The organism is Streptomyces sp. NPDC027185 (genome assembly GCF_055567035.1).
On sequence record NZ_JBVHRF010000001.1, the window covers coordinates 603,350 to 628,191 of the forward strand.

Below are 24,842 nucleotides of genomic sequence, written 5' to 3' on the forward strand. Positions count from 1 at the left end.
CTTGAAACTTCAAGTCATCCCTCCCGACGATACACAGGGCCCGCTCGGGCGCCAAACGGTTGGGGGCGGGACTCTGCCCTTACATGCGCGAAGCCCCGCCGCGTACTGCCGCAAGAACCGTCGAAAGTGCAGGCCATCCGGTCCTGGCATACAGAGCGACGCGCAAGGCACCCCAGGGTTCGTGCCGTAGCTCTCGACATCGAAGAAACCTCGGGCCGCGATGGCCACACCGCGGAGATCACGCCGGGAGCACTCGTCAAGATCGAATGCGAGGAACGCGACCTCGTCCACCTTGCCGGCTCCCATTTCGAGAGACCGCAGCCCTAACGCCCCTGCAGTGGATGGCTACGAATGGCACTCTTCCCCCTGTCCGTTGATGAGTCTGACGCCCGGCGCAGTCTCACCCCTACTACGCGCGCCGAGCGGTGCACAGCTCAAAAGGCTCCCCAGGCACTCCCGACGCAGACGCTTGAGTGTCCCCGGATAGCTCCGCAAAGAAAAACCTTCGCCGACGTCCGGCATGACGACGCCCTCCGGCGCGGAGAACCGCCTTAAGACCAGAACGTCCTCCTCCCCCACATCCTCGCCATCCCCATCCCCTATGGGAGTTTTGGGGAGACGAGGAGGCGTGGAGACGAGGGCCTCGGAATCAGGCCGCGCCGAAGCCGAGCACAGAACATCAGCCACTCGAAGGGTAGGCAGAGAGCCGCGAGGGGAGGCGCCTCTCCAGAGGAGAGCTGTAGTCGCCAGCGTTATTGCTGCCGGAAGGCGTCAGACCGCATATCCGGCACCTGCTCGTCAACCGCTGCACGGGGGCGCGCCACGACGTTCGCCGCGCGCATGTCCACTGCACGCTTCAGCTCTATCGCGTCCCGCAACTCCGCGGGAGTCGGCCACGGTGCACGCCGGTGAATCATACGGTGACAGTTGGCACAGATGAGCGCGAGATCGCTGAGCTTCGTTCGCCCTTCCCCTGCTACATGGAGGGGAAGGACATGATGGCACTCGATGTACCCGGCACCACGATCCCCATACACTTCTTCGAAGTCGAAGCCGCATGCCTCACAAGCAAGCCGTGCGCCGCACTGGCGAACTGAGTCGATCTTCTTCTTGCGAAGGCTCTTATTCCGCTCGCGCTCCTGATGCCGACGCATCAGAAGCCGCCCCTCTGGGACAGAGTAGCCATCACCCAACTCTTCATCGCCAGTCGGCGCGAGGGCCCGAAAATCCCCCTCAACGACTCCCTGCCGGATGAGCCGCACAACCTCAGCCATCTCCTCCGGCCGGGCAAGAAAATCACGCAGCACTGCAACATCGAGGGCGCCGCCGTTGGTGGGCTTACCCCGATATTCTGGATGCCTGGTAGCAATGTCAAACGTCTTACGAGCAACGCCATTGGGGTTACGGAACTTCTCATTACGCTCGGAATCCGCATGAATAGGAAGCAGCTGAAGCAAGGCCGACAGCTCCACCACCCTGGCGTCTCGGGAATCCAGCCCCTTCCAACCATTCTCCATCACCAGACCGCAGGCAAGAATGATCTCGTCCCGAGCCCAATCCGGGTTCTTGATGGCCCTGACTTGGAAACCTGCCCGCTTGAGCCACGCCACAGCATGATCCCTGCCGCCGCTGAACTCGCCCGCCTCCAGCGCACGCCCCCGATCCCACTTGTGTGCAACCCCGGCTACGGCCTTGGAGTCATACTCCCGCCCCTCGTGCACGAGCACATACGATCGCGACTCCCTAAACCCGTACTTCACCAAGAAGGCATCTCGCCCCAACTCGTCATACTCAGCAATGACCTTGAGCACGGACGCGTGTGTGATCGCTCCTCTACGCATAGCCGAAGCCTAAGGCCAAGCCTGATGTCGCTGCTCGTGCTCGCTCGCCGGGCGGGGAGTGAGCCCAGCAGCCGCTATCTGCGGTAGCCGAATATCAACGCTTTGACCTGCTGCTGAGCTGTCGGCACCTTTCAATATTGATCACCGCTGTGCTGGCCGACACTCCGAGCTGCATACCCACCGCGCACCTTCAACAGCGAGAGACGGAACGAGCAGCCACCCCTCACGCTCCTCGCCGGGGCCACCGGGCAACCCATCGGGCCGGCTTTTGAACGCCGAATCTCTCCGTGATCAGCACGGGGCCTTTCGACTGATAGAAGAATTCGAACCACCGACATCTATTTGTAAGTTCGATCGGAGGCGGCCTATGGCCGCCGTAACAGAGAGGGTAGCGACGCATCAAGCCCGCTCAGCGTTGCCACTACCCCACCCCGTTATTGTAGCTACTTGATGCCAATGCGGGCCCTCGAGCGAGAGTCTGTATACAGGGGTGGAGAGGCCGATCTCCTACTTACACCCCAGGAGATCCGACAGCTGATGGAAATGGGTCAGAACGTCATCCACCCATTTGATCGCCTGGCTCGGATAGATGGTTTCACTCACTGCCTGATTACTGGATGAACGATGCGCCAATCCGCCACGCTTACCACCTAGGGTGTCAAGCGCCGGGAGGAGATCCGGACATGCATCCGAAACTTTTTCAGCAGTTAACCCTAGAGGTTTGGCCATGTTTGCAACATTCCGCTCCTTTAGGCCATTGTTGGATTTAACCACCTTAGCTTCATACAAACTTTTCGCCGTTTGACATATCTGTTGATGCGTATAACTGGAACTACCCCTTTCGCCGCGAATCTGCTCGCCGAAATGGAGAATGAGTCGAACATAGCAGGCAGGAATCATCTCAGCTGTAACGTCTCGCGACTTCCCCGCAAGAAAGTCAGAGAAGAGACCTTCGATGAATTCTTCGATGTGCGCGTGCGCAAGTATCACGAAGGAGTTAACCAGTAGAACCTGAGGCGCCTGCATGTCATCAGGTGGCTTAATTTCCTGTAGTTCCTTAGGGAGCAGCGAGTCGCGCAGCTCTTCGATGTCACTTCTAAGTTGAGTGACAGTGTCCACATTTCCCCCGTTCAAGGCAGGCAGGGAGGAAGGGGGACCGGAACACCGAGAGTATTCTTCAACCCCTCAGACCAGATGCTGAATCGAGTCCGCGTGGCTTCGATGCTCTTCGTGGTGGACGTTAGAGCTGCAACGAAATCATCATTTGTAACACACAGCGACTTGAAGAGTTGGCAAACCTCAATTTTCTTTCCGAGTGCCGCATCCCTAACGCGAATGTCAGCAAGGCTATTAATCTGGATGTCGAATACGGCCCGGTTAACCGCACGCTCCCACCGGCTTCCAGACCATTTATGACAGGCCCCGTCGTCACCGAAGATCTCCCGCGCCGCGACAATGGCACGCTCCATCTCGGAGAGTTGCTCGGCCACACGCGCGCTTTCAGTCGACCACGACTTATTAAAGTGACTACAAGTCTTATCAAGGAAGTCTTTCAGGTTTCCACGATAGGTCACTGCAGAATTCCGAAAACCGATATATCGCACCATCATTTCAGCGTCAACCATGCGACGATCCGGGCCACTATTCCCCAGGAGGTGTTGCATTCCCGGACTCATCCCCGACTGCTCATCGATGAAGTTTACAAACTCACCCGGAACAAGTGCCTGCCGAAGCTCCTGCGGGGACAAGGGGACACTTCCCGTATTCAGGCGCAGGAAGAGGGTGTAGAGGAAGTCTTCCGACTCCCAGTTACGGATTGTAACCGTTCGAATTGTATGATTCTCGAAAGCGTCAAACAGTTCACTGCGTTCACTCTCTAGTCGCCTAATATCAAATCCTCGAATACCATCCAAGATCGATGTCGTCGTAACCTTGAAGGGATTGAAACCTTCATCCTTCGGATTACCTTCCCCGGCGTAATATTGCCGCAGGGCAAGAAGGCGCTGCTTGCCGTCGATCACAAAGTAATGCCCTGCCCGCTCCTTCTTTTCCGCCAGAACGATTTGAGGGATTGGGTAAGACAAAATCGCCGATTCAATGAATCGACTTTTGGTGGGATTGGTCCATGCCGCTCTGCGCTGGAACTTAGGGTTAAGGTCAATGCGCCCCTTGCGCATCTGCGTCACGATAGTTTCGATGGTCCAGTCTGTGGCTGAAACGCTGGCCCTAGCGGCACTGAGGCGATCTATTACGTCATCCTCGGATTCCGAAGATTCAGAATCAACGGGCGTCATGCTTTCGATGTCAGAATTACTCATGTGGCCTCCGGAGTTCGCATGGCGAGTGTAGTGCCCGACCGTTCACCGTGGACAGTTTCCCATCGCGCCTGAGGTCGGGGGAGCAGGTATGGCCGGTCCTGTCGCCAGTTTGAGGCCGGGCGTGATCGGAGCCCATACGCTTGCCAGCAACTCGGCCAGGTTTCCCCTACCCCCGATGTGCTTCGCCCTTGTGAGCTCAGGCAGCTACGGCACACGGACCAACGTCTTAGGCAAGGTGAAGGTGAGGGAGCGACGACGATGGCCGACGCCGCCGCACGTGTGCGGCACCTCTGGCCTGTGATCCAACTTGCTTGCAGGTCCGGGGAGTCAGGAACGTCAGCCCGGCTGCGTCAGCATGTCTTGCGCTTCCAAAGTGCTGCCTCCCGTTGGAACGGATAGCGAGCGAAGCAAGCTCACCTCACAGTGATCTCTGCGCCCCGGATTCCGGGCGCGAAGGTTGCGTTCCATCCGCGTGGAGACCTCGGCGGCCACGATCCTGCTGACCGAGGCTCCGGAGAAGAAGCTGAAGGACCGGCGGACCGGCGAGGTCGCCACCGACGCCAACACCGGTGAGGTGCTGTGGACGGTCGGGGTCGTCTACATCGAGGGCGGCGAGTCGGCGCTCCTCAAGGTCACCGTGCCGGAGAACGGGCTGACCGAAGGGCTGGCGGTCGGGTCGCCGGTCTCGCTGGCCGGGCTGGTGGCTCGGCCGTGGGAGCCCACGTTCAACGGTCAGGAGCGGCACGGCATCGCCTTCCGGGCCACGGCCGTGATGCCCGCCGCGTTCACCGTCCCGGCTGCTGCGGCGGCCTGATCGCCATGCCGAATCGGAAGCAGAAAGCCCCCCGCCACAATCGGCGAGGGGCCTTTCCCCTGGTGGGCACAGACGGATTCGAACCGCCGACATCTGCTTTGTAAGAGCAGCGCTCTACCGCTGAGCTATGCGCCCTGGTCGAGGCGACAGACTACCTTGCCGGGCGGGCGGAACTGCAAGCCAGCGGGTGTATCGCGAACTTACCGGGCGGTGTGTTCGTTTCTTGCGGGTGGGAGAATGGCAGGCGGTTCCGGGGCGATCCGATCGGGAGAGGGATGTGACGGCGACAGACACGCAGCCGTACGAGCAGCGAGCACGCCGTCGGGGCCGTCGGGGGCCGTTGCGTGAGGCGGTGGGGCTGATGGTGCTGCCGTTGCCGCTGCTGGTCGCGGTGGTTCCGGCGGCGTTCGCCGGGGGCGGTACGCGGCGGTGGTTCGGGCGCGGGGACGGGCAGCGGGCCGAGGCGCAGGCGGCGAAGGACGCGGCTGCGGCGGCGTTCTACGAGTTGGACACCGCGCAGCGGGATCTGCGGATCTCGATCGAGACGATCACGGCGGTCGACAACTCGGCGCAGGCGCGGCGGGCGGCCGAGGAGTACCAGGGGTTCGTCCGGCGGATCGACGAGGTCAGCCAGGGGTACATCACGGCCGTCGACGCCCATGACCTGGACCGCGATGATCTGGACGGTGCGGCCGCCGGGCGGGCCCGTGCGGATCTGACGCGGGCCCGGGAGGAGCTGGAGCGGGCCAAGGCCGATCTGGAGCGGTTCGGGCAGGGGCTCGGGCCGTTGCTGGCGGCGGCGGAGACGCAGCTGGCGCGGCTGGCGCCCGCGGTGGAGCGGGCCCGGCAGGCGCTGCTCGCGGCGAGCAACGCGTTGGACGCCGTACGCGCCAAGGGGCTGAAGGCCGACGAGCTGGCGGCCCGGCTGGCGGCGCTCGCGCCGGAGCTGACCAAGCTCAACGAGGGCGCGGGGCGGCACGGTGTGCAGGAGACGATCCGGCGCGCGGACGAGGTGCTGCGGCAGGCCGAGGAGTTGCGGGCGGAGGCCGAGCGGCTGCCGCAGCGGGCGGCGGAGATCGACAAGCGGCTGGTGTCGCTGCGTACCCGCGCGCAGGCGATCTCGACGCGGGCGGAGCAGGTCGATCCGGTGCTGAGCGAGTTGCGGCGGCGGTACAGCGCGGCGTGCTGGCAGGACCTCCAGCGCGTCCCCGAGCAGGCGGCGCAGGCCGTGGCACAGGCCGGTACGAAGCTGCGGGAGGCCCAGCAGGCCCGGGACGAGCAGCGGTGGGCGGACGCGACGAGCCGGCTGGCGACGGTCCGGGCGCTGCTGGACACCACGAACGACGCGGTGTCGGCGGCGGGTGACCGGTTGCAGCGGCTCGACTCGGTCTCGTTCGACCGGCAGCAGGAGATCGACCGGACACGGTTCGCGATCCGGGACGCCCAGCGGCTGGCGATGACCGGCCGCAGCACCCCCGACCCCCGCCACGCGCGCCCGCTGGACGACGCGGTCGCCCGGCTGGACCGCGCCGTCGCCGGCCTGGAGGGCCGCCACCCCGACTGGTGGCACTTTTTGACCGAGACGGAGGCGGTACGCGAGACCGCCGCACGGGTGGTCCGCGAGATCCGGGAGGAGCGGGGCGGGGCCGGAGGGTGAGAGGCCGGTCCGGTCATGGCCGGGGTGACGGGCTCCGCACCCGTACGACGGCCTCCCGGCCGGACGGCGACCCCTGAGACAGAACACCCCGCGGGGCAGTCGAGCCCCCGGCTCGCCCCGGCCACCGCCCCGTATGCCGGGCTCCGTCTCCGTACGACGGCCTCCCGAGGCCCCGGTCCCCGCCCCCGTAGCAGGGCGTGAGGGTGCGCCCCCTACCCCGCCGTGGCCGTTCCGTCGCCCCCCGGTGGTCCGTTGGCGTGGTGTGAGGCTCTGGCGGATGCTGGGAAGCAGCACTGCCCAGGCGGCACGTTCTGCGCGAGGGAGGCCGGAGATGGCTACCACTGGGGCTACCGGGACGACGAGGGTCGGGCCGCACGGTCTGCACGGGCCCTCGAATCTGTTCCGCGGGGGCAAACTGCGCCACACCCGGCTCGATGAGCATCTGCCGATCGATCACCGGCTCAGCAAGGTCTACCGGGTCGGGGCGGGCGTGATGGGGCTGATCCTGGTCGCGTTCGGCATTCTCGGGCTGCTCGACAAGATCGGGTTCTTCGACACGGGTGGCGACACGGTCGCGGGGCTGAACACCAACGGTGCGCTGAGCGTCCTGTCGATCGTCGTGGGCGTCATCCTGTTCGGCGGCATGGTCATCGGCGGCAACTTCGCGTCGACGCTCAACATCGTGCTGGGCGTGCTGTTCCTGCTGAGCGGATTCGTGAACCTGGCGCTGCTGGAGACGGACGCGAACATCCTCGCGTTCAAGATCCAGAATGTGCTGTTCAGCTTCGTGGTGGGCCTGCTGCTGATGGTCTTCGGTATGTACGGGCGGGTCAGCGGCGGTCTGTCGCACGACAACCCGTACTGGCGCGCCCGCCATCCGGAGGCGGCCCACCGGCGGACGCCCGCCCCCGGCCCGACGGCCGCACGGCAGGCGGCGCTGGAACAGCTCCAGGAGAGCGGCGGATCGGACTCCGGGCGGGCGTGAGCCCCACCCCGCCGTTCCGGGGCCGAGGGGCGGCTGCGTGGCAGTCGTCCCTCGGGGCCGAGGCCGGGGGCACGCCGCGGGCCCGAGGCGGGCCAGGCGCAGGAGGCCGGGCCACCGCGCCGAGGCGCCGCCCGCCCGCCGGACCGCCCTCCCCCGGCCACCCGCCGCCCCGGAACGCCCGGCCGCCCACCGCTCCCACCAGCGGCTACGGATCCCCTCCGCGGCGGGGCACCCTTTAATCTGTGGCCATGCCTCGTTATGAGTACCGGTGCCGTCCCTGTGGTTCCACCTTCGAGCTGAGCCGGCCGATGGCCGAGTCCGGCGCGCCCGCCGTCTGCCCGGAGGGGCACGAGGAGACCGTGAAGCTGCTCTCCACCGTCGCCGTGGCCGGTTCCGCCGCGGCGCCCGCGCCCTCCGGGGGCGGGGGCGGCTGCTGCGGAGGCGGCTGCTGCGGCTGATCCCGCGGCGCCCGCCGGGACGAAGCCCGGCGCGGACGCGGGGCCCGGGGTACGGGCACGGGGCCCGGAGGCGGCGGGGTACGCACCCCGGCGGGCGCGGGGCGGTACGAGCCCCGTGGCCGGTGTCCGGGTGCGGAAGAAGACCCCCGGTGTGATGGAGCTGTCCAGGAACACACCACGCCCGGAGGTCTTCGTCTCCTACCGTATCTGTCGCTGACCTGCTCGGACGCACCCGCCCGGGGCCTCGGCGCCGGACCGCGCCGTCACACCGCCGCGTCCAGGACGCCGTCCTCCTCCCGTACCCCCTCGTGGAAGGCGCGCAGGATGCGCTCGCCCGCCGCGATGCCGCGTTCGGGCAGGGCCGTGACGTGGGGGGCGTGGAAGCCGGTGGTGGCGAGTTCGCCGTGGGCGGGGCGCCAGGCGTGGTCGGCGGCGAGGAGGAGATCGGCGTCGAGGAGGGAGTCGCCCGCGGCGAGGAGCCGGGTGGCGCCGGTGCGGCGGCGGATCTCCGTGACCGCGGCGCTCTTGGTCAGCGGCTTCGGCACCGCGTAGACCTTGCGGCCCTGGAGCGAGACGGACCAGCCGCGGGCGTCGGCCCAGGCGGTCAGCTCCTCGATCCAGCCGTCGGGCAGCAGCGCCCGTTCCACGACGAGGTAGGCGAAGAGGTCCTCGGCGGTCCGCTCCCGGAGCAGCCAGGCGGGGTCGGCGGCGCGGACCAGATGGGCGTGGACCTCGTCGAGCGGTGCGCTGCCCGCGGCGAGGCGGGCGGCGACGGTGCGCTGCCAGTCGCGGTCGCTCTCGCCGTCCACCAGCAGATGGCCGCCGTTGGCGCAGACCGCGAAGGGGGGCGGCGGGCCGGGCAGGTGGATACGGCGGTACTGCTCGCGGGTGCGGGTGGTGGCCGGGACGAAGAGCGCCCGTGCCGGCAGTCCGGCCAGGAGCGCCGCGGCGGTCTCCGTCACGTACGACAGCGGGCGGTGGTCGTAGACCTCGACGCAGAGCAGGCGGGGCGCCTCGGCGTCCGGCATGGTGAGGTCCATGGCCGCCGCCGAGTAGATCAGGGTGCGGTCGAGGTCGCTGGCGACGAGAGTGTGCGACATCAGGCCGCCTTCCGTCCGTCGGCGCCGGTCGCGCCGCGGGTGTAGCGCGGGTGGATCAACCCGACGCAGGCGTAGGGGAGTTCGCCGACCTCTTCGACGGGGACGCCGCGTTCCTCGGCGAGCAGGCGGACGTGATCGAGGTCTCCTCCGGCACCGCGGCGGGCGAGGATCTTCCACGGGACGCGGCGCAGCAGCACCCGGGTGGTCTCCCCCACGCCGGGCTTGACGAGGTTGACGTCGTCGATGCCGTACTCCGCGCTGATCCGCTCGACGGCGGCCCACCCCTCCCAGGTGGGACGGCGATCCTCGGCGGCCAGGCGGGCGGCGTCGGCGGCGACGGCTCCTTCGGCCTCGGCGAAGCGGGCGGTGATCGCGGTGAGGAAAGTGGCGGACAGGTCGGCGCCGGCCAGTTCGCGGTAGAACTTCGCGCCGTGGAAATCGTCCGGGCCCACCAGGTCGTCGCGGAGGACGGTGCGGGAGATCAGGCCGGAGACGGTGGAGTTGAGGCAGGCGGACGGGATGAGGAAGTCGTCGCGGGTGCCGTAGGTCGAGACGCAGCCGCCGGGGTCGGCGAGGACCGCCATCCGCGGCGCGAAGCCGGGAAACTCCGCGAGCGCGGCGGTGAGTTCGCGGGTGATGGCGCCCTTGCCCGTCCAGCCGTCGACGAAGACGACGTCGGCCGGGTCGTGGCGGTCGGCGAGCCAGCGCAGCGCGGTGGTGTCGATGCCGCGGCCCCGGACGATGGAGACGGCGTAGTGCGGCAGGTCCAGGCCGTGCGCGTGCTGTGCCCAGCGGCGCATCAGGACGCCGACGGGCGTACCGGCGCGGGCCAGCGAGACCAGGACCGGCGGGCCCGCCGTCCGGCCGCGGGCCGCGTGATCGGCGAGGACGGTCTCGGTGACGGCGCCGACGGCACGGGCGATACGGGCGGCGGAGGTCTCCAGCGCCGCGTGGAAGAGCGCCTGGTAGCGCTCGGAGGGCTGGTACTCGACGGGCAGCGACTCCGCGTAGTGCGCGCCGCCGCTCTGGATGGCCTCCTCCCGCTCCTCGGTCGGCGCCTCCAGCGTCACCGCCGACAGGTCCTGGAGCAGCCAGCCGACGTCCTCGGGGGCGTACGAGGAGAACGCGGGGCCGCGCAGCGGTTCGGGGAGGGGCACGGTCGGGGCCTGTCGGTGCGGTGCGGGGTGCGCCGGGGCCGGGCGCGGGGTGCGGGCGGGGACGACGGCGAGGAGCAGCCGGTCGGTGTGGGCGCCGAGGCGGTCCAGCAGGCCGCCGGGTGCGTGGAGCTGCGGGGTGTCGCCGGGGGTGTCCGTGACGGCGACGATCGCGTCGAAGCGGCGGGCCGGGTCGGCGCCGGGCGCGACGTTGTACGCGTGGCGCGGGCCGGGCCCGTCGGCCGGGTCGTCGTGGGCGGGGAAGGTCAGGCGGGTGCGGAGGGCGTAGCCGGGGTCGTCGACGGCGAGGACCGGGGAGCGGGTGGTGGTGGAGAAGTACACCGCCGGGCCGTCACCGTCGCCGGTGCCGTCCGCGGCCCAGGTCTCCGCGGCGCGTTCGGCCTCCAGGGCGCCGAAGCCGCCGGGTGCGGCGAGCCGCGCGTCGAGGGTCTGGGCCAGCCGCAGCGGTGCGTACATCAGCTCCTCGGTGCCGAGGACGAGGATGCGGCGGGCGCCGGCGAGGTGGTCGCGGAGCCGGTCGGCCATGGCGGGCAGCGCCGCGTCGAGCTGTGCGCGGTGGGCGGGCGTGAAGCCGTGGCGGCCGCCGTCCGGCAGCCCGTCCGGCCAGCCCAGGTCGACCCGGACGGCGGCGCTGCGCGACGCGGCGGGCGGCGCCTGCTCCGGGACGTCGTGGGCGGCGACCAGTTCCTGACCGCGCCGCAGCACGTCCGCGGGCAGCCGGACGCCGCCGGTGGCCAGCGCGAGGAGGTCGACGCGGGCGCCCAGCCCGGCGGCGAACTTCTCCAGGTGGCGGCGGTCGCCCTCGGAGCGCATGTCGACGAGGGCGACGACGACGTACCGCTGCCGGGGGAAGCGGGCGTGCAGCGACTCGATGGTGTTGAGGACCGTGCGGCCGGTGGAGAACTCGTCGTCGACGAGGACGAGCGGGCCGTCCCCGGCGAGCAGCGCCGGGTCCTCGGGCAGCAGCAGATGGGAGGTGGCGTGGGAGTGCTCCTCCTCGAAACCGCCGGCCGGGGCGACGCCCGCCACCGGCCGCCGGGTGGAGTGCAGATACGGCGCGAGGCCCAGCCCGTCGGCGACGGAGTGGCCGAGTCCGGTGGCGGTCTCGGCGTAGCCGAGGACCACCGCGCGGGCCGCCGCCTCGTCACCGAGCAGGGCGCGCACCCGGCGGCCGAGCCCCACGCCGACGCCGTGCACCACACCGGGCCGCTGCGGCACGTGCTTGCCCAGCACGTGCGAGACGAGCAGATGGGCCCGTTTGGGGTTGCGCCGCAGCGCCAGCCCCAGCAGCCCGGGTAGCTGGTCCCCGCCGCTGAGCGAGACCCCGAGCCGCCGAGCGACCCATTCTCCCGTCCACACCACGCGCTTCTTCTCCTGCCGTCGGTCTCTTTGCGGATACGGGCGCCGTGCCGGGCCCGTCGTACGTCGGCGTCCGCCGGGTCAGTCCCGGGGCACGCTCGCGGTGAGCAGTTCCACGAAGTCGACGCCCTCGCGGGCCACCCCGAACGCCTCGGCGCGCAGCAACGTGCGCTCCGCCCAGGCGCGGTGCGGCTTCACCTCGTTCATCTTGTTGGTGTAGGCGGAGCGCAGGACGCCGCCGTCGCCGCGCTCGGGCCGCAGGATGTCGGCGGCGTCGCTGAACTCCTCGTGGCTGACGACCGACAGGGCGTGCACCGGCGCGACGTGCGAGGGGTGGATGCAGGTCTTGCCCAGCAGACCGTTGGCGTGGTCCAGCTCGATCTCGCGCAGCAGTCCGTCCATGTCGTGCTCGATCAGCGCCGCCCGCAGCTGCTCGGCGCGCCCCTGGAACGGGCTGCGGCGCAGCTGCGGTTTGAACATCCGCTCGTGCAGCCGGAAGTACTCCCACACCGGCCCGGTCACGGTGAACCCGCTGCCGTCGGCCCGCCCCAGCACATTGACGACGTCGGCGATGACGGACGCGACGATCCGGACGTCGTACGCGGTCATGTCCGGGGCGCGGCGCAGTCCGTACGCGGAGCAGAAGTCGGTGACGCCCAGGCGCAGGGCGAGGACGCGGTCGCGGTGGGCGCCGACGGTCGCGGCGATACCGGCCAGCGTCTCGTGGCGGGTCTCCAGGTGCAGCAGCTGCGGGGACTCCAGGACCGGCATCGCGAAGAGCCGCCGGCCGCAGGCGGCCTCGGCGGCGCGCAGGGTCTCCAGGAACTCCGCGCCGCGCTCGGCGGTGAACTTCGGCAGCACGAAACCGGAGAGGTGGCGCACCGCGGGCCCCAGCCGCCGGGCGAGGTCGGCCAGCTGGCCGGGGGTGCGGACGCGGATGAAGAGGAGCGGGAGGTCGGCGCCGTCCGCGGCTGCCGCGTCGAGCCGGGCGAACTGCCGGACGAGGTTGGCCTCGCCGTCCGTCACGTCCGCGTCGCTGATGGAGTCCTCCAGGCACAGGACCATCGAGACGACGCCGCGGGCGGCCTGTTTGAGGATGTCGTCGGCGAGGCGCGGCCGGGTGGCGGGGCTGTAGAGCGTGGCGCCGAGCGCGGTCGCGAGGGTGCGGGCGGGCGAGGCGGCGGTGAACTCCGCCGGCTCCTGATGGAACAACTTCTTCCGGATGTCGGGCCCAAGATGCCCAAAATGCCGCATACAACTCCCCGTATACAGGCGCGAACCGGGCATACCCGCTGCGTCATGACCTCTGGATCCAGCCGATAATCGTACGTGCGCGGGGTGTCGGAAAGTTCCCTCGGGCGGGAAATCGCCCCGTCACGCCCGCCCCGCGCCCCCGCGGGCCCGGCCCCCCGCGTTGTCCGCCCGGCCCCGGGGAAGGCAGGATTGCGCTATGACGCACGCCATGCTGAAGGGGTCGAACGTACCCGTGGACACGACGGCCGTACGGGCCGTCCTGCGGTGGACCCCCGGCGCGGGCGTCCCCGATGTCGACGCCTCGGCGCTGCTGGTGGGGCCCGACGGACGCGTGCGCTCCGACGCCGACTTCGTCTTCTACAACCAGCCCCGGCACCCCGACTGCGGCGTCCGCCACCTGGCCAAGACCCCGGTCGGGGAGAGCCTGACCGACAGCCTGGAGGCGGACCTCACCACCCTCGACGCCTCCGTCGACCGCGTCGTCCTCACCGCCTCCGCCGACGGCGGCACCTTCGCCCGCGTCCCGGACCTGCGGGTCCTGCTCTACGACGCGGCCGGCGGCGACGGCGAACCGCTCCTGGTCTTCGACATCGCCCCCGACACCGGCGACGAGACCGCCCTGATCTGCGGCGAGCTGTACCGCCGCGCCGGCACCTGGAAGTTCCGCGCCCTGGGCCAGGGCTACGACAGCGGACTGGTCGGCCTCGCCACCGAGTTCGGCATCTCGGTCGACGAGGACGACGAGGGCCACGCCCCCGAACCCTCCCCCGCCCCCGCCGCACCGGCCCCGCAGCCCGCGACGCCGCCCGCCACCGCACCGCCGGTCCCGGACGGGCCCCCCGCGACGGGCGAGGGCGGCCCGGTGGTCCCGCCGCCGTCCGCGTGGCCCGAGGAGGCGGCCGCCCCGCCGGTCGCCGCGGCGGGCGGCGGCCGGCCGGTGTCCGACCCGGACGCCGCGACCCAGCACGTCCCGGACCCGGCGCCCGGCCGGCTCCCCGACTCCTTCCCGCTCGCCCCGCCGCAGGACTCCCCGGCGACCGGCGGCTACGGCTACCCGCAGCACGTGCCGCCGCCGCCCGCCCAGCCCCCGGCCCGGCCCGCCTACGGCTACCCCGGCCCGCCGCACCAGCAGCCGGCCCCGCCGCCGTACCAGCCGCAGCCCGCGTACGGCTACCCCCAGCAGCCCCCGGCGTACGGCTACCCGCAGCAACCGCCCGTACCGGAACCCGCCTTCGTCCTGCCACCCCAGGGCCCGCAGTTCCAGCGCCGCTGAAACCGCCGCGCCCCGGGACGGCCCCCACGACGGAAGGCACGCCCCGGGGCGCGGCGGACGGCGAGCGGACCGGGCCCGGCGGCCGGCGCGGCTCAGCGGCCGGGCGCCGCACCCGCGCTCACGTCTTCGATTTGTAGCCCCGGCCCCACTGGAGACCCCAGCCGTACAGCCGGTCCAGCTCCGCCTGGAAGCCGTAGACGTACTTCACCTCACGGCGCACCGTCAGCTCGCCCTTGACGTTCTCCAGCGTGAAGATCGCGCAGGACCGGGCCTGCGGTGCCCGTTCGTCGAGCCGGATCTGCACCCGCGGCCCGGTGGTCGGGTAGAGCGTCACCACCGCGTGCGTACGGTCGAAGGCCGGGGTGCCGTCGTAGATGTAGACGAAGATCAGCAGCCGCTTGATCTCGTCGCTCTTGTCCATGTTGACGTACAGCGTCTCGCCGGACGGCGAGCCGAACCGGTCGTCGCCGCTGAGCTGCACGTACGGCGGGGAGTTCAGCTCGCCGAGGAAGTCGCCGAGCGGCTGCACCACGCCCTTGGTGCCGTCCTTCAGCTCGTACATACAGGCCAGGTCGAGGTCGATCTTGACGACCGCCGGGCCCTGCGACTGCACCATCTCGGGCGTGAACATCCGGCTCGGATGCCGCAGCAGGGTGCGCAGGCTCCGGGTGTTCCTCTCGCCCAGATCCGTGGTCCGCATCTGCCAGTGCAGATTGACCCGCATATGGCCGTGGTCCGCGCCCTGTTTGCTGAGCGAGACCACCGGCTTCCGCTTCGTCAGCTCGACGACGTACGAACCGCCGCCGTTGTCGAACGCCGGCGCACCACCGCGCCAGAAGTTCCCCAGGAACGACACTTGCCCACCCCACAGCTCGACCGATGACAACGGGGCGGCCCGAGGTCCGCACCCCGTGGCCGCCCCGCTGAGAGCGTTCCTCAATCAGGTCGGCGTCACACGCCGGAGGATACTTCGGCCTTCGCCTCGCTGCCGCCGCCGGACCCGGCCTCGCGGCGGTTCTTCACCACCGACGACCAGAACGACAGCGCGATCAGCACCACACCGATGAGACCGGTGATGACCTCGCTGATCTCGTACTTGATGGTGACGAGCAGGATGACGGCGAGCGCGCCGATCGCGTAGTGCGCGCCGTGCTCCAGGTAGACGTAGTCGTCGAGGGTGCCCTTGCGGACCAGGAAGACCGTCAGCGACCGGATGTACATCGCGCCGATGCCCAGACCCAGCGCCATCTCGAAGATGTCGTTGGTGATGGCGAACGCGCCGATCACACCGTCGAAGGAGAACGACGCGTCGATGACCTCCAGGTAGAGGAAGAGGAAGAACGCGGCCTTGCCGGCCAGCCCCACGACCGCGCCGTTGCCCTTCTTCGCGGGCGCCGCGGCCTCCTCCTCGTCGTCCTCGTCCTCCTCCAGCTTGTCCTCGAAGTACCCGGAGATACCGCCGACGACGAGGTAGGTGATCAGACCGCCGACCCCGGCGAGCAGGACCGTGGCGGTCTTGTCACCGCCGCCGTGCGCGACATCGGTGGCGACCGTCATGGCCGTGACCAGCAGGGCGACCAGCGCGACGATGACGGAGAGGGTGTCGAGCTTGCCGAGGCGGGCCATCGGCTTCTCGATCCAGGCGAGCCACTTGTGGTCGCGCTCCTCGAAAAGGAAGTCGAGGAAGATCATCAGGAGGAATACGCCACCGAAGGCCGCGATGGCCGGATGGGCGGCGGTGACCAGCTCCTGGTAATGGGCCTTGTCGTTGATGGCGAGATCGACCGCTTCGATCGGCCCGAGCTTCGCGGTGATCGCCACGATGATGACCGGGAACACCAGCCGCATACCGAAGACCGCGACCAGAATGCCGACCGTCAGGAAGATCTTCTGCCAGAAGGCGTTCATCTTGCGGAGAATGCCCGCGTTGATGACCGCGTTGTCGAACGAGAGCGAGATCTCCAGGATGGAGAGGATCCCGACGACCGCGAGCCCCTGCCACCCCCAGAGCACGCCGGCCAAGGCAAGGCCGGCCACCGTGACGGCGAACGACCAGCCAAAGGTTTTCAGGAGCACTGCTTACCCATTTCCCTAGCTCTGCGGGCCCCCCGCGCACAGCGTGGCGCCTTTACGAAACGTTGACCCCGAAGTCTAGAGCGATGCCCCGCAGACCGGACGCGTACCCCTGTCCCACCGCCCTGAACTTCCATTCGCCGTTGTAGCGGTACACCTCGCCGAAGATCATCGCCGTTTCGGACGAGGCGTCCTCACTCAGGTCGTAGCGCGCGAGTTCACTGCCGTCCGCCTGATTCACGATCCGGATGAAAGCGTTGCTGACCTGGCCGAAGCTCTGGCCGCGGAGATCCGCCTCATGGATCGACACCGGAAAGACGATCTTGTCGACCTGCGCCGGAACGCCGGTGAGGTCCACCAGGATCGACTCGTCGTCGCCCTCGCCCTCACCTGTGAGGTTGTCGCCGGTGTGTTCGACGGACCCCTCCGGGCTCTTGAGGTTGTTGTAGAAGACGAAGTACTCGTCGCCCAGCACCCGGCCCGAGGCACACAGCAGCGCACTGGCGTCGAGGTCGAAGGGGGCGCCGGTGGTGGAACGGGCGTCCCAGCCGAGACCGACCATGATCTGCGTGAGATTCGGCGCGGCCTTGGACAGGGAGACGTTGCCGCCCTTGGCGAGTGTGACGCTCATGGTGTTCGGTTCCTCCCCGGTGACGTGACGGGCCGCGGCGCACCGTGGCCGCGGCCCCTTTCACACGCGTGCGGCGCCGCACCCCCTTGCGGGGCGTACGGCGCCGCACGTGGTCGAGCGGTGTCGCGGGCCGCGCGCCCCGACGGCGCGGACCCGCGAGCGGTCAGACGTTGACGCCGAAGTCCTGCGCGATACCGCGCAGCCCGGAGGCGTACCCCTGGCCGATGGCGCGGAACTTCCACTCCGCGCCGTTGCGGTACAGCTCGCCGAAGACCATGGCGGTCTCGGTCGAGGCGTCCTCGCTGAGGTCGTAGCGCGCCAGCTCGTTGCCGTCGGCCTGGTTGACGACGCGGATGTACGCGTTGCGGACCTGGCCGAAGCTCTGCTGGCGGGTCTCGGCGTCGTAGATCGACACCGGGAAGACGATCTTCGCGACATCGGCGGGGACACCGGCGAGGTTGACCTTGATGGCCTCGTCGTCGCCCTCGCCCTCACCGGTGGTGTTGTCGCCGGTGTGCTCGACCGAACCGTCCGGGCTCTTCAGGTTGTTGAAGAACACGAAGTTCTGGTCGTTGGCCACCTTGCCCTGGTCATTCGTCAGCAGGGCACTGGCGTCCAGGTCGAAGTCGGTACCGGTGGTGGTACGCGCGTCCCAGCCCAGGCCGACGAGCACGGCGGTGAGATTGGGGGCTTCCTTCGTCAGCGAGACGTTGCCGCCCTTGCTGAGGCTGACTCCCACGAGTCCTCCCTAGATTCGAGGGGTACGTCAAGATTTTTCGCGCCCCCATCGTGCATGGCATCGGATCAACGAATCGATCCTAGTGACCGGTTCCCACCGAACGCAGATATCACCGGCGAATGTCGGCTGCGGCGGGAACCGGTGCCACCGGGGCTGCCGCTCAGAGGGCGTCGAGCGCCTTGACGTACTCGTTCAGGTCGCGGGCGTCGGGCAGGCCGTTGACGACCGACCAGCGGACCACGCCCTCCTTGTCGATGACGAAGGTGCCGCGCACCGCGCAGCCCTTCTCCTCGTCGAAGACGCCGTACGCGCGCGACGCCTCACCGTGCGGCCAGAAGTCCGACAGCAGCGGGTACTCCAGGCCCTCCTGCTCGGCGAAGACGCGCAGCGAGAACGGGGAGTCGTTGGAGACGGCCAGCAGCTGCACGTCGTCGTTGACGAACTTGGGCAGCTCGTCGCGGAGCGCGCACAGCTCACCCGTGCAGACGCCGGTGAAGGCGAAGGGGTAGAAGAGGAGAACGACGGCCTTCTCGCCACGGAACTGGGAGAGCGTGACCAGTTCGCCGTGCTGGTTCTTCAGCTCGAACTCCGGAGCCTTCGTGCCGACCTCGATCGCCATGGGGTGCATCCCTTCGCTCACGTTCAACAGATATCGGCCCAACCCTACGCGCCCGGCCGCGCCCGCCGGAGGCCGTCCCCGCACAACCGCGAGCCCCCTGCCGGAAGGGATCCGGAGGGGGCTCGGGTGCGGCTGGCGGAGCGGTGGCTCAGCGCTTGCCGGCCTTCGGCGTGACCAGCCGGCTGCCCGACCAGTCCTTGCCCGCGCTGATGCTCTTGGTCTGGGAGAGACCCGCGGTCTGCGCCGCCTCGTTGATGTCGCTCGGCTCGATGTAGCCCTCACGCCCGGTCTTGGGCGTCAGGAGCCACACAACGCCGCCCTCGTCGATCAGGCCGATGGCATCCACCAGCGCGTCCGTGAGGTCGCCGTCGTCGTCCCGGAACCACAGCACGACGGCATCCGCCACGTCGTCGTAGTCCTCGTCGACGAGGTCCTGGCCGATAACGGCCTCAATACCTTCGCGGAGATCGTGGTCGACGTCGTCATCGAAGCCGATCTCCTGGACCACCTGTCCGGGCTCGAACCCCAGCCTGGTGGCAAGGTTGGTCCGCTCCTCCGCGTGGTCCGCGGTCGCGCTCACGGATTGCCTCCTGTCATGTTTCGGAAATGCTCTGGAACGCTCCGCGCGTGCGCGGAGCATTGGGCGTAGTCCACACGGGCGGGACGGATCGCGCAAGTACCCGGCCACGGAGACCGCCTAAACGGTGACGATTGGCAGCGTCTCGCCGCAACTGCGACCCCACCCGGACAGGCCGAAGTGATGTACCTCACGACGATCTGCCGGGTTTGCGGTGTGGACAGCCGCGGCGATCCCTCTCACGGAGTTCTACCCGACCCTCGCACGCCCATGCGGATTCCGTACCTCAGTACGTCACCCTCTGTCGACATGGGCGTATGGTTGCGATTTGGCCGACCTGTCACGGCGGCCCGCGCCACCATCGCCTTCCCGCCTGGGGTTACCCCTCGGTAGAGATGACGTATCCCGATGCCTCGGTACACGATGGAAGGCGGCGTGACCACCGAGAGACAGTACAGAGAGACACCATCCGACCGCGTGCGCAGCAGCTAACGCGTGCAGGGCACGACATGAACCGAACGCAAAGGAACAGCGTGGCTTCCGGATCCGATCGAAACCCGATCATCATTGGCGGCCTTCCCAGCCAGGTCCCGGACTTCGATCCCGAAGAGACCCAGGAATGGCTCGACTCGCTCGACGCAGCCGTCGATGAGCGAGGCCGGGAACGAGCTCGCTACCTCATGCTTCGACTGATCGAGCGTGCCCGCGAGAAGCGCGTGGCCGTGCCCGAGATGCGCAGCACGGACTACGTCAACACCATCGCCACCAAGGACGAGCCGTTCTTTCCCGGCAACGAGGAGATCGAGCGCAAGGTCCTGAACGCGACCCGGTGGAACGCGGCCGTCATGGTCTCCCGGGCGCAGCGCCCCGGTATCGGCGTCGGCGGTCACATCGCCACGTTCGCCTCCTCCGCCTCCCTGTACGACGTGGGCTTCAACCACTTCTTCCGGGGCAAGGACGACGGCAAGGGCGGCGACCAGATCTTCTTCCAGGGCCACGCCTCCCCCGGTGTGTACGCCCGCGCCTACCTGCTCGACCGGCTCTCCGACGCGCAGCTCGACGCGTTCCGCCAGGAGAAGTCGAAGGCTCCCGACGGGCTGTCCAGCTACCCGCACCCGCGGCTGATGCCGGACTTCTGGGAGTTCCCGACCGTCTCGATGGGCCTCGGTCCGCTCGGCGCGATCTACCAGGCGCGGATGAACCGCTACATGGAGGCGCGCGGCATCGCCGACACCTCCGACAGCCACGTCTGGGCCTTCCTCGGCGACGGCGAGATGGACGAGCCGGAGTCGCTGGGTCAGCTCTCCATCGCCGCGCGCGAGGGGCTGGACAACCTCACCTTCGTCGTCAACTGCAACCTCCAGCGCCTGGACGGCCCGGTCCGCGGCAACGGCAAGATCATGCAGGAGCTGGAGTCGCAGTTCCGCGGCGCCGGCTGGAACGTCATCAAGCTGGTCTGGGACCGCAGCTGGGACCCGCTGCTGGCGCAGGACCGCGACGGCATCCTGGTCAACAAGCTCAACACCACGCCCGACGGCCAGTTCCAGACGTACGCCACCGAGACCGGCGCGTACATCCGTGACCACTTCTTCGGCGGCGACCACCGGCTGCGCGCCATGGTCGAGAACATGACCGACGACCAGATCCTGCACCTGGGCCGCGGCGGTCACGACCACAAGAAGATCTACGCGGCGTACGCGGCGGCCAAGGCGCACAAGGGCCAGCCGACGGTGATCCTCGCGCAGACCGTCAAGGGCTGGACGCTCGGCCCGAACTTCGAGGGCCGCAACGCGACCCACCAGATGAAGAAGCTGACCGTCGAGGACCTCAAGGGCTTCCGCGACCGGCTGCGGCTGCCGATCCCGGACAAGGACCTGGAGGACGGCCTGCCGCCGTACTACCACCCGGGCCGTGACTCCGAAGAGATCCAGTACATGCACGACCGCCGCAAGGCGCTGGGCGGCTACGTGCCGACCCGGGTCGTGCGCGCCAAGCCGTTGCCGCTGCCGGACGACAAGGCGTACGCGGGGGCGAAGAAGGGCTCCGGGCAGCAGAAGATCGCCACGACCATGGCGTTCGTCCGGGTGCTGAAGGACCTCATGCGGGACAAGGAGATCGGCAAGCGCTTCGTGCCGATCGCGCCCGACGAGTACCGCACCTTCGGCATGGACGCGTTCTTCCCGTCGGCGAAGATCTACAACCCGCTGGGCCAGATCTACGAGTCGGTCGACCGCGAACTGCTGCTGGCGTACAAGGAGTCGCCGACCGGGCAGATGCTGCACGACGGCATCACCGAGGCGGGCTGCACGGCCTCGCTGATCGCCGCGGGCTCCGCCTACGCCACGCACGGCGAGCCGCTGATCCCGGTCTACGTCTTCTACTCGATGTTCGGTTTCCAGCGGACCGGCGACCAGTTCTGGCAGATGGCCGACCAGCTCGCGCGCGGTTTCGTGTTGGGTGCGACCGCCGGCCGGACGACGCTGACCGGCGAGGGCCTCCAGCACGCCGACGGCCACTCCCAGCTGCTGGCCTCGACCAACCCGGCGTGTGTCGCCTACGACCCGGCGTACGGGTACGAGATCGCGCACATCGTCAAGGACGGTCTGCGCCGGATGTACGGCGAGAACTCCGAGGACGTCTTCTACTACCTGACCGTCTACAACGAGCCGATCCAGCACCCGGCCGAGCCCGCCGACGTGGACGTCGAGGGCATCCTCAAGGGTCTGCACCGGATCAAGGCCGGGGAGAAGGGCGAGCACGCGGCCCAGATCCTCGCCTCGGGTGTCGCGGTGCCGTGGGCCGAGGAAGCCCAGCGGATCCTCGCCGAGGAGTGGAACGTCAAGGCGGACGTCTGGTCGGCGACCTCCTGGAACGAGCTGCGCCGTGAGGCCGTCGAGGTGGAGCGCCACAACCTGCTCCACCCCGAGGAGGAGCAGCAGGTCCCGTACATCACCCGCAAGCTGGCGGACGCGCCCGGCCCGAAGGTCGCGGTGTCGGACTGGATGCGTGCGGTGCCGGACCAGATCGCGCGCTGGGTGCCCGGTGCGTACCAGTCGCTGGGCGCCGACGGCTTCGGCTTCGCGGACACCCGTGGCGCCGCCCGCCGCTTCTTCCACATCGACGCGCAGTCGATCGTGCTCGGTGTGCTGACCGAGCTGGCGAAGGAGGGCAAGGTCGACCGCTCGCTGCTGAAGCAGGCCATCGACCGCTACGAGCTGCTGGACGTCACAGCAGCCGACGCCGGGGAGGCGGGCGGCGACGCCTGAGCCGCCGCACGGTGCCTGCCGCGCCCCCGACCGGTCCGCCGGTCGGGGGCGCGGCCCTTTCGGGGCCGGACGCCGCCGGGTCAGCTCTCCCAGATCTTCACGGCACGGAAGCCGTACGGCGAGCTGGGCACCCAGCTGCCGCCGCCCGGGTAGGTGTCGAACTCGCCGGTCTCGTCGCATGCGGCGCTCTGGTACGTGGTGACCGGGCGGCCGGTGCGGTTGGCGAGCGAGGCGGCCGTGGTGCCCTTGGGCAGCGGGATGCAGCTGTCGATGTCGGTGCCGGCCAGCTCGAAGGTCTGCCGCTTCCCGCCGAAATCGGCCTTCGGCCAGACGCAGAGCTGACCCTTGGCGCAGTCGCCGGAGGCGGCGCCCCTGGCGCCGGGCGCCGCGTGTGCGGCCGGTGCGGCGAGGACGGCGGGCGCGGCGAGGGTGGCGGCCAGCGCGGCGAGGCCGGTGACGAGCGCGGTGCTGCGGTACGTACGCATATGGGATCTCCCCCGTGAATACGGCGATGGGTGTGCCGCCGGCCGGTTGCCCGCGGCGGGTTCACTGCCGAGCTTCGGCGGCGGCCGGGGCGGCTGCCAAGGCCCTGGCGGCAGGACCACCCGGTGGGGCGATGTGGACGGAGAGTAGGGCTCGGGGCCAAGCATCTGCGGCGCCGGGTTGACGCCCCGGCAGTGGCCGCGGGGCGGCGCGGAAACCGTTCCTCCCGGCCGTACCAAGGGGCCCGCGAGCTGTCGGCGCGTACGGCGCCGCGACGGGTTCCCGTGCGGGGCTCACCTGAAGGAGTGAAATGGGGTGGCGGCCGGGGCCGGGCGGGAAAAGGGCTCACGGCGACGGCCCGGAAAGGCGCGTACGGCGGGGAGTTGACGCGCGGGGCGGGGCGAGGGGCGGGGCGTGATGACGGCTCGGTGGCGCCGGTTCCGCGCGGGAGGGGGCAGTGACGGGCCCACGCAGAGCAACGGCGCGCGGCGGGACCGGAGTTGACCGGTCCGCCGCGCGCCGCCGGGGGTGCGGGGGCTCAGATGTGGCCGACGCCCGCGCCCGCCTCCGCGTTCTCGCCGCGCTTGGTGAACAGCGCGACCACGGCGGCGACGACCGCGACGCCGCAGGCCACGGTGAAGGCGAGGCCCATGCCGGAGATGAAGGTGTCGTGGGCGACGGCGACGATCTTCTGGCCGATCGCCGGCGGGGTGTTCTGCGGCACCGGCGCGAAACCGGCCGAGACCGCGTCGGACGCCTGGGCGAGCTGCTTCGGGTCGACCGGCGGCAGACCGGCGGCCTTCCAGTTGCCCGGCAGGTCGCTCTCCACACGGGAGGCCATCACCGCGCCCAGGACGGCCGTACCGAGGCTGCCGCCGACCTGCATCGCGGCCTGCTGGAGACCGCCCGCCACACCGGACAGCTCCAGCGGGGCGTTGCCGACGATGACCTCGGTGGCGCCGACCATGACCGGGGCGAGACCCAGGCCGAGCAGGGCGAACCAGAGCGACATCGTGCCGGTGCCGGTGCCGGTGTCCAGACCGGACATGCCGTACATCGCGACGGCGGTGAGGACCATGCCGCCGACCAGCGGGATACGCGGGCCGAACTTGGTGATCATCGCGCCGGCCAGCGGCGAGCCGACGATCATCATGCCGGTGAGCGGCAGGAGGTGCAGACCGCTGTCGACGGGGCTCATGCCGTGGACGTTCTGGAGGTAGAACGTCACGAAGAACAGTCCGCCCATGAAGGCGAAGGCCATCAGGACCATCAGGACCGTGCCCGCGGTGAGCGGCACGGAGCGGAACATCCGCAGCGGGATCAGCGGCTCGCGGACCTTCGTCTCCAGGAGCGCGAAGAGGGCGAAGAGCACCACCGAACCGATCAGGAAGCCCCAGGTCTGCATCGAGCCCCAGCCCCACTCGGACGCCTTGATCAGCGGCCAGATGAGGCAGAACATCGCGCCGGACAGCAGCGCGATACCGGGGATGTCGAACGACCGCGGGGCGTTCTCGGCACGGTGGTCCTTGAGGATCACCAGGCCCAGGACGAGCGCCAGCACGCCCACGGGGACGTTGATGAAGAACACCGACTGCCAGCTGACGTGCTCGACGAGCAGACCGCCGACGATCGGGCCGCCGGCGGTGGAGGCGCCGATGACCATGCCCCAGATACCGATCGCCATGTTGAGCTTCTCGGCGGGGAAGGTCGCGCGCAGCAGACCGAGCGCCGCGGGCATCAGCAGCGCGCCGAACAGGCCCTGGAGCACGCGGAAGATGACGACGAAGGTGACTTCCTTGGAGAAGCCGATGGCCCCGGAGGCGGCGGCGAAGCCGACGATGCCTATCAGGAACGTCTGGCGGTGGCCGAAGCGGTCACCGAGCTTTCCGGCGGTGATCAGCGCGATGGCCAGCGCGAGCATGTAGCCGTTGGTGATCCACTGGACATCGGCCAGCGAGGCGTTCAGGTCCTGCTTGATGGCCGGGTTGGCGATGGCCACGATCGTGCCGTCGAGGGCGACCATCATGACGCCGATCGCGACGGAGAAGAGAGTCAGCCACGGATGGCCGCGCAAGCCCTTACGGGGCTCCGGTACGGGAAGTTCCGGCGCGCTCTGGGCAACCGGGGTCTGGGAACTCATACTTCAGACACTAATGTCAGCCACTGACAGTTGACAAAATAATTCATGAGTCGGTAACTGTCATTTCGCTCACAGCTATG

The 24,842-nt window shown here is 69.1% G+C and carries 20 protein-coding genes and 1 tRNA gene; 6 read left to right on the top strand and 15 right to left on the bottom strand.

Going from position 1 to position 24,842, the window contains the following annotated elements; genetic code table 11:
• Positions 1-752: 752 nt before the first annotated feature.
• From ACZ4M8_RS02545 to ACZ4M8_RS02555, 3 genes are all read right to left on the bottom strand, one after another.
• Positions 753-1,841, bottom strand: coding sequence for an HNH endonuclease (locus ACZ4M8_RS02545; protein ID WP_467602735.1), 1,089 nt, complete (start codon positions 1,839-1,841; stop codon positions 753-755).
• Positions 1,842-2,348: 507 nt separating this feature from the next.
• A complete protein-coding gene (locus tag ACZ4M8_RS02550; protein ID WP_467602737.1) occupies positions 2,349-2,960 on the bottom strand; it encodes a HEPN domain-containing protein in 612 nt (203 codons plus the stop codon).
• An 11-nt stretch (positions 2,961-2,971) separates the two neighbouring features.
• Positions 2,972-4,159, bottom strand: coding sequence for a GmrSD restriction endonuclease domain-containing protein (locus tag ACZ4M8_RS02555; RefSeq protein ID WP_467602739.1), 1,188 nt, complete (start codon positions 4,157-4,159; stop codon positions 2,972-2,974).
• Between the two features lie 457 nt (positions 4,160-4,616).
• Between ACZ4M8_RS02555 and ACZ4M8_RS02560 the strand changes: the two genes are divergently transcribed.
• The gene (locus tag ACZ4M8_RS02560) at positions 4,617-4,973 is read left to right on the top strand and encodes an SCO3933 family regulatory protein (RefSeq protein ID WP_467602740.1); all 357 of its coding nucleotides are present in this window, start codon (positions 4,617-4,619) and stop codon (positions 4,971-4,973) included.
• Positions 4,974-5,033: 60 nt separating this feature from the next.
• Here ACZ4M8_RS02560 and ACZ4M8_RS02565 read toward each other — a convergent pair.
• Positions 5,034-5,108: transfer RNA gene (locus ACZ4M8_RS02565), tRNA-Val, on the bottom strand.
• A 226-nt stretch (positions 5,109-5,334) separates the two neighbouring features.
• Between ACZ4M8_RS02565 and ACZ4M8_RS02570 the strand changes: the two genes are divergently transcribed.
• From ACZ4M8_RS02570 to ACZ4M8_RS02580, 3 genes are all read left to right on the top strand, one after another.
• Positions 5,335-6,630, top strand: a complete 1,296-nt coding sequence (locus ACZ4M8_RS02570) for a hypothetical protein (protein ID WP_467602742.1) — start codon at positions 5,335-5,337, stop codon at positions 6,628-6,630.
• 331 nt (positions 6,631-6,961) lie between these two features.
• Positions 6,962-7,615, top strand: a complete 654-nt coding sequence (locus ACZ4M8_RS02575) for a DUF4383 domain-containing protein (protein ID WP_467602744.1) — start codon at positions 6,962-6,964, stop codon at positions 7,613-7,615.
• A 248-nt stretch (positions 7,616-7,863) separates the two neighbouring features.
• A complete protein-coding gene (locus ACZ4M8_RS02580; protein ID WP_467602746.1) occupies positions 7,864-8,073 on the top strand; it encodes an FmdB family zinc ribbon protein in 210 nt (69 codons plus the stop codon).
• A 263-nt stretch (positions 8,074-8,336) separates the two neighbouring features.
• Here ACZ4M8_RS02580 and ACZ4M8_RS02585 read toward each other — a convergent pair whose 3' ends face one another.
• The 3 genes from ACZ4M8_RS02585 to ACZ4M8_RS02595 form a co-directional block, all read right to left on the bottom strand.
• A complete protein-coding gene (locus tag ACZ4M8_RS02585) occupies positions 8,337-9,173 on the bottom strand; it encodes an HAD family hydrolase (RefSeq protein ID WP_467602747.1) in 837 nt (278 codons plus the stop codon).
• Positions 9,173-11,710 carry a phosphoribosyltransferase gene (locus tag ACZ4M8_RS02590; RefSeq protein WP_467602749.1) on the bottom strand — a complete coding sequence of 846 codons (2,538 nt, stop codon included), beginning with the start codon at positions 11,708-11,710 and terminating at the stop codon, positions 9,173-9,175. The genes ACZ4M8_RS02585 and ACZ4M8_RS02590 overlap by 1 nt, the downstream gene beginning before the upstream one ends.
• Before the next feature lie 78 nt (positions 11,711-11,788).
• Positions 11,789-12,961, bottom strand: coding sequence for an HpcH/HpaI aldolase/citrate lyase family protein (locus tag ACZ4M8_RS02595; protein ID WP_467602751.1), 1,173 nt, complete (start codon positions 12,959-12,961; stop codon positions 11,789-11,791).
• A 196-nt stretch (positions 12,962-13,157) separates the two neighbouring features.
• On the opposite strand from ACZ4M8_RS02595, the gene ACZ4M8_RS02600 reads away from it, so the two are divergent.
• Positions 13,158-14,234, top strand: coding sequence for a TerD family protein (locus ACZ4M8_RS02600; protein WP_467602753.1), 1,077 nt, complete (start codon positions 13,158-13,160; stop codon positions 14,232-14,234).
• 118 nt (positions 14,235-14,352) lie between these two features.
• On the opposite strand, the gene ACZ4M8_RS02605 is transcribed toward ACZ4M8_RS02600, so the two are convergent.
• The 6 genes from ACZ4M8_RS02605 to ACZ4M8_RS02630 all read right to left on the bottom strand — a co-directional run bounded on the left by ACZ4M8_RS02605 (position 14,353) and on the right by ACZ4M8_RS02630 (position 18,876).
• A complete protein-coding gene (locus ACZ4M8_RS02605) occupies positions 14,353-15,090 on the bottom strand; it encodes a TerD family protein (RefSeq protein ID WP_467602755.1) in 738 nt (245 codons plus the stop codon).
• Between the two features lie 95 nt (positions 15,091-15,185).
• The gene (locus ACZ4M8_RS02610) at positions 15,186-16,310 is read right to left on the bottom strand and encodes a DUF475 domain-containing protein (protein ID WP_467602757.1); all 1,125 of its coding nucleotides are present in this window, start codon (positions 16,308-16,310) and stop codon (positions 15,186-15,188) included.
• A gap of 52 nt (positions 16,311-16,362) precedes the next feature.
• Positions 16,363-16,938, bottom strand: coding sequence for a TerD family protein (locus ACZ4M8_RS02615; protein ID WP_467602758.1), 576 nt, complete (start codon positions 16,936-16,938; stop codon positions 16,363-16,365).
• Between the two features lie 163 nt (positions 16,939-17,101).
• On the bottom strand, positions 17,102-17,677 hold the full coding sequence (locus ACZ4M8_RS02620) for a TerD family protein (RefSeq protein ID WP_399091464.1): 576 nt from the start codon (positions 17,675-17,677) through the stop codon (positions 17,102-17,104).
• Between the two features lie 160 nt (positions 17,678-17,837).
• A complete protein-coding gene (locus ACZ4M8_RS02625; protein WP_467602760.1) occupies positions 17,838-18,296 on the bottom strand; it encodes a peroxiredoxin in 459 nt (152 codons plus the stop codon).
• Between the two features lie 148 nt (positions 18,297-18,444).
• The gene (locus ACZ4M8_RS02630) at positions 18,445-18,876 is read right to left on the bottom strand and encodes a DUF3052 domain-containing protein (protein WP_467602762.1); all 432 of its coding nucleotides are present in this window, start codon (positions 18,874-18,876) and stop codon (positions 18,445-18,447) included.
• A gap of 530 nt (positions 18,877-19,406) precedes the next feature.
• Here ACZ4M8_RS02630 and aceE point away from each other — a divergent pair.
• Positions 19,407-22,139, top strand: coding sequence for a pyruvate dehydrogenase (acetyl-transferring), homodimeric type (gene aceE, locus ACZ4M8_RS02635; protein ID WP_467602763.1), 2,733 nt, complete (start codon positions 19,407-19,409; stop codon positions 22,137-22,139).
• Between the two features lie 80 nt (positions 22,140-22,219).
• On the opposite strand, the gene ACZ4M8_RS02640 is transcribed toward aceE, so the two are convergent.
• Entirely contained in the window at positions 22,220-22,624 is a 405-nt protein-coding gene (locus ACZ4M8_RS02640) for a peptidase inhibitor family I36 protein (RefSeq protein WP_467602765.1), read from the bottom strand.
• Between the two features lie 536 nt (positions 22,625-23,160).
• Positions 23,161-24,762, bottom strand: a complete 1,602-nt coding sequence (locus ACZ4M8_RS02645) for an MFS transporter (protein WP_467602766.1) — start codon at positions 24,760-24,762, stop codon at positions 23,161-23,163.
• Positions 24,763-24,842: the final 80 nt, after the last annotated feature.

Excerpts from the sequence above, each read along its gene's own strand:
- ACZ4M8_RS02645 (WP_467602766.1), bottom strand. The coding sequence starts at position 24,762 with ATGAGTTCCCAGACCCCGGTTGCCCAGAGCGCGCCGGAACTTCCCGTA.
- ACZ4M8_RS02575 (WP_467602744.1), top strand. The coding sequence starts at position 6,962 with ATGGCTACCACTGGGGCTACCGGGACGACGAGGGTCGGGCCGCACGGT.
- ACZ4M8_RS02570 (WP_467602742.1), top strand. The coding sequence starts at position 5,335 with ATGGTGCTGCCGTTGCCGCTGCTGGTCGCGGTGGTTCCGGCGGCGTTC.
- ACZ4M8_RS02640 (WP_467602765.1), bottom strand. The coding sequence starts at position 22,624 with ATGCGTACGTACCGCAGCACCGCGCTCGTCACCGGCCTCGCCGCGCTG.
- ACZ4M8_RS02545 (WP_467602735.1), bottom strand. The coding sequence starts at position 1,841 with ATGCGTAGAGGAGCGATCACACACGCGTCCGTGCTCAAGGTCATTGCT.
- ACZ4M8_RS02595 (WP_467602751.1), bottom strand. The coding sequence starts at position 12,961 with ATGCGGCATTTTGGGCATCTTGGGCCCGACATCCGGAAGAAGTTGTTC.
- ACZ4M8_RS02555 (WP_467602739.1), bottom strand. The coding sequence starts at position 4,159 with ATGAGTAATTCTGACATCGAAAGCATGACGCCCGTTGATTCTGAATCT.
- ACZ4M8_RS02580 (WP_467602746.1), top strand. The coding sequence starts at position 7,864 with ATGCCTCGTTATGAGTACCGGTGCCGTCCCTGTGGTTCCACCTTCGAG.
- ACZ4M8_RS02585 (WP_467602747.1), bottom strand. The coding sequence starts at position 9,173 with ATGTCGCACACTCTCGTCGCCAGCGACCTCGACCGCACCCTGATCTAC.
- ACZ4M8_RS02600 (WP_467602753.1), top strand. The coding sequence starts at position 13,158 with ATGACGCACGCCATGCTGAAGGGGTCGAACGTACCCGTGGACACGACG.
- ACZ4M8_RS02615 (WP_467602758.1), bottom strand. The coding sequence starts at position 16,938 with ATGAGCGTCACACTCGCCAAGGGCGGCAACGTCTCCCTGTCCAAGGCC.
- ACZ4M8_RS02625 (WP_467602760.1), bottom strand. The coding sequence starts at position 18,296 with ATGGCGATCGAGGTCGGCACGAAGGCTCCGGAGTTCGAGCTGAAGAAC.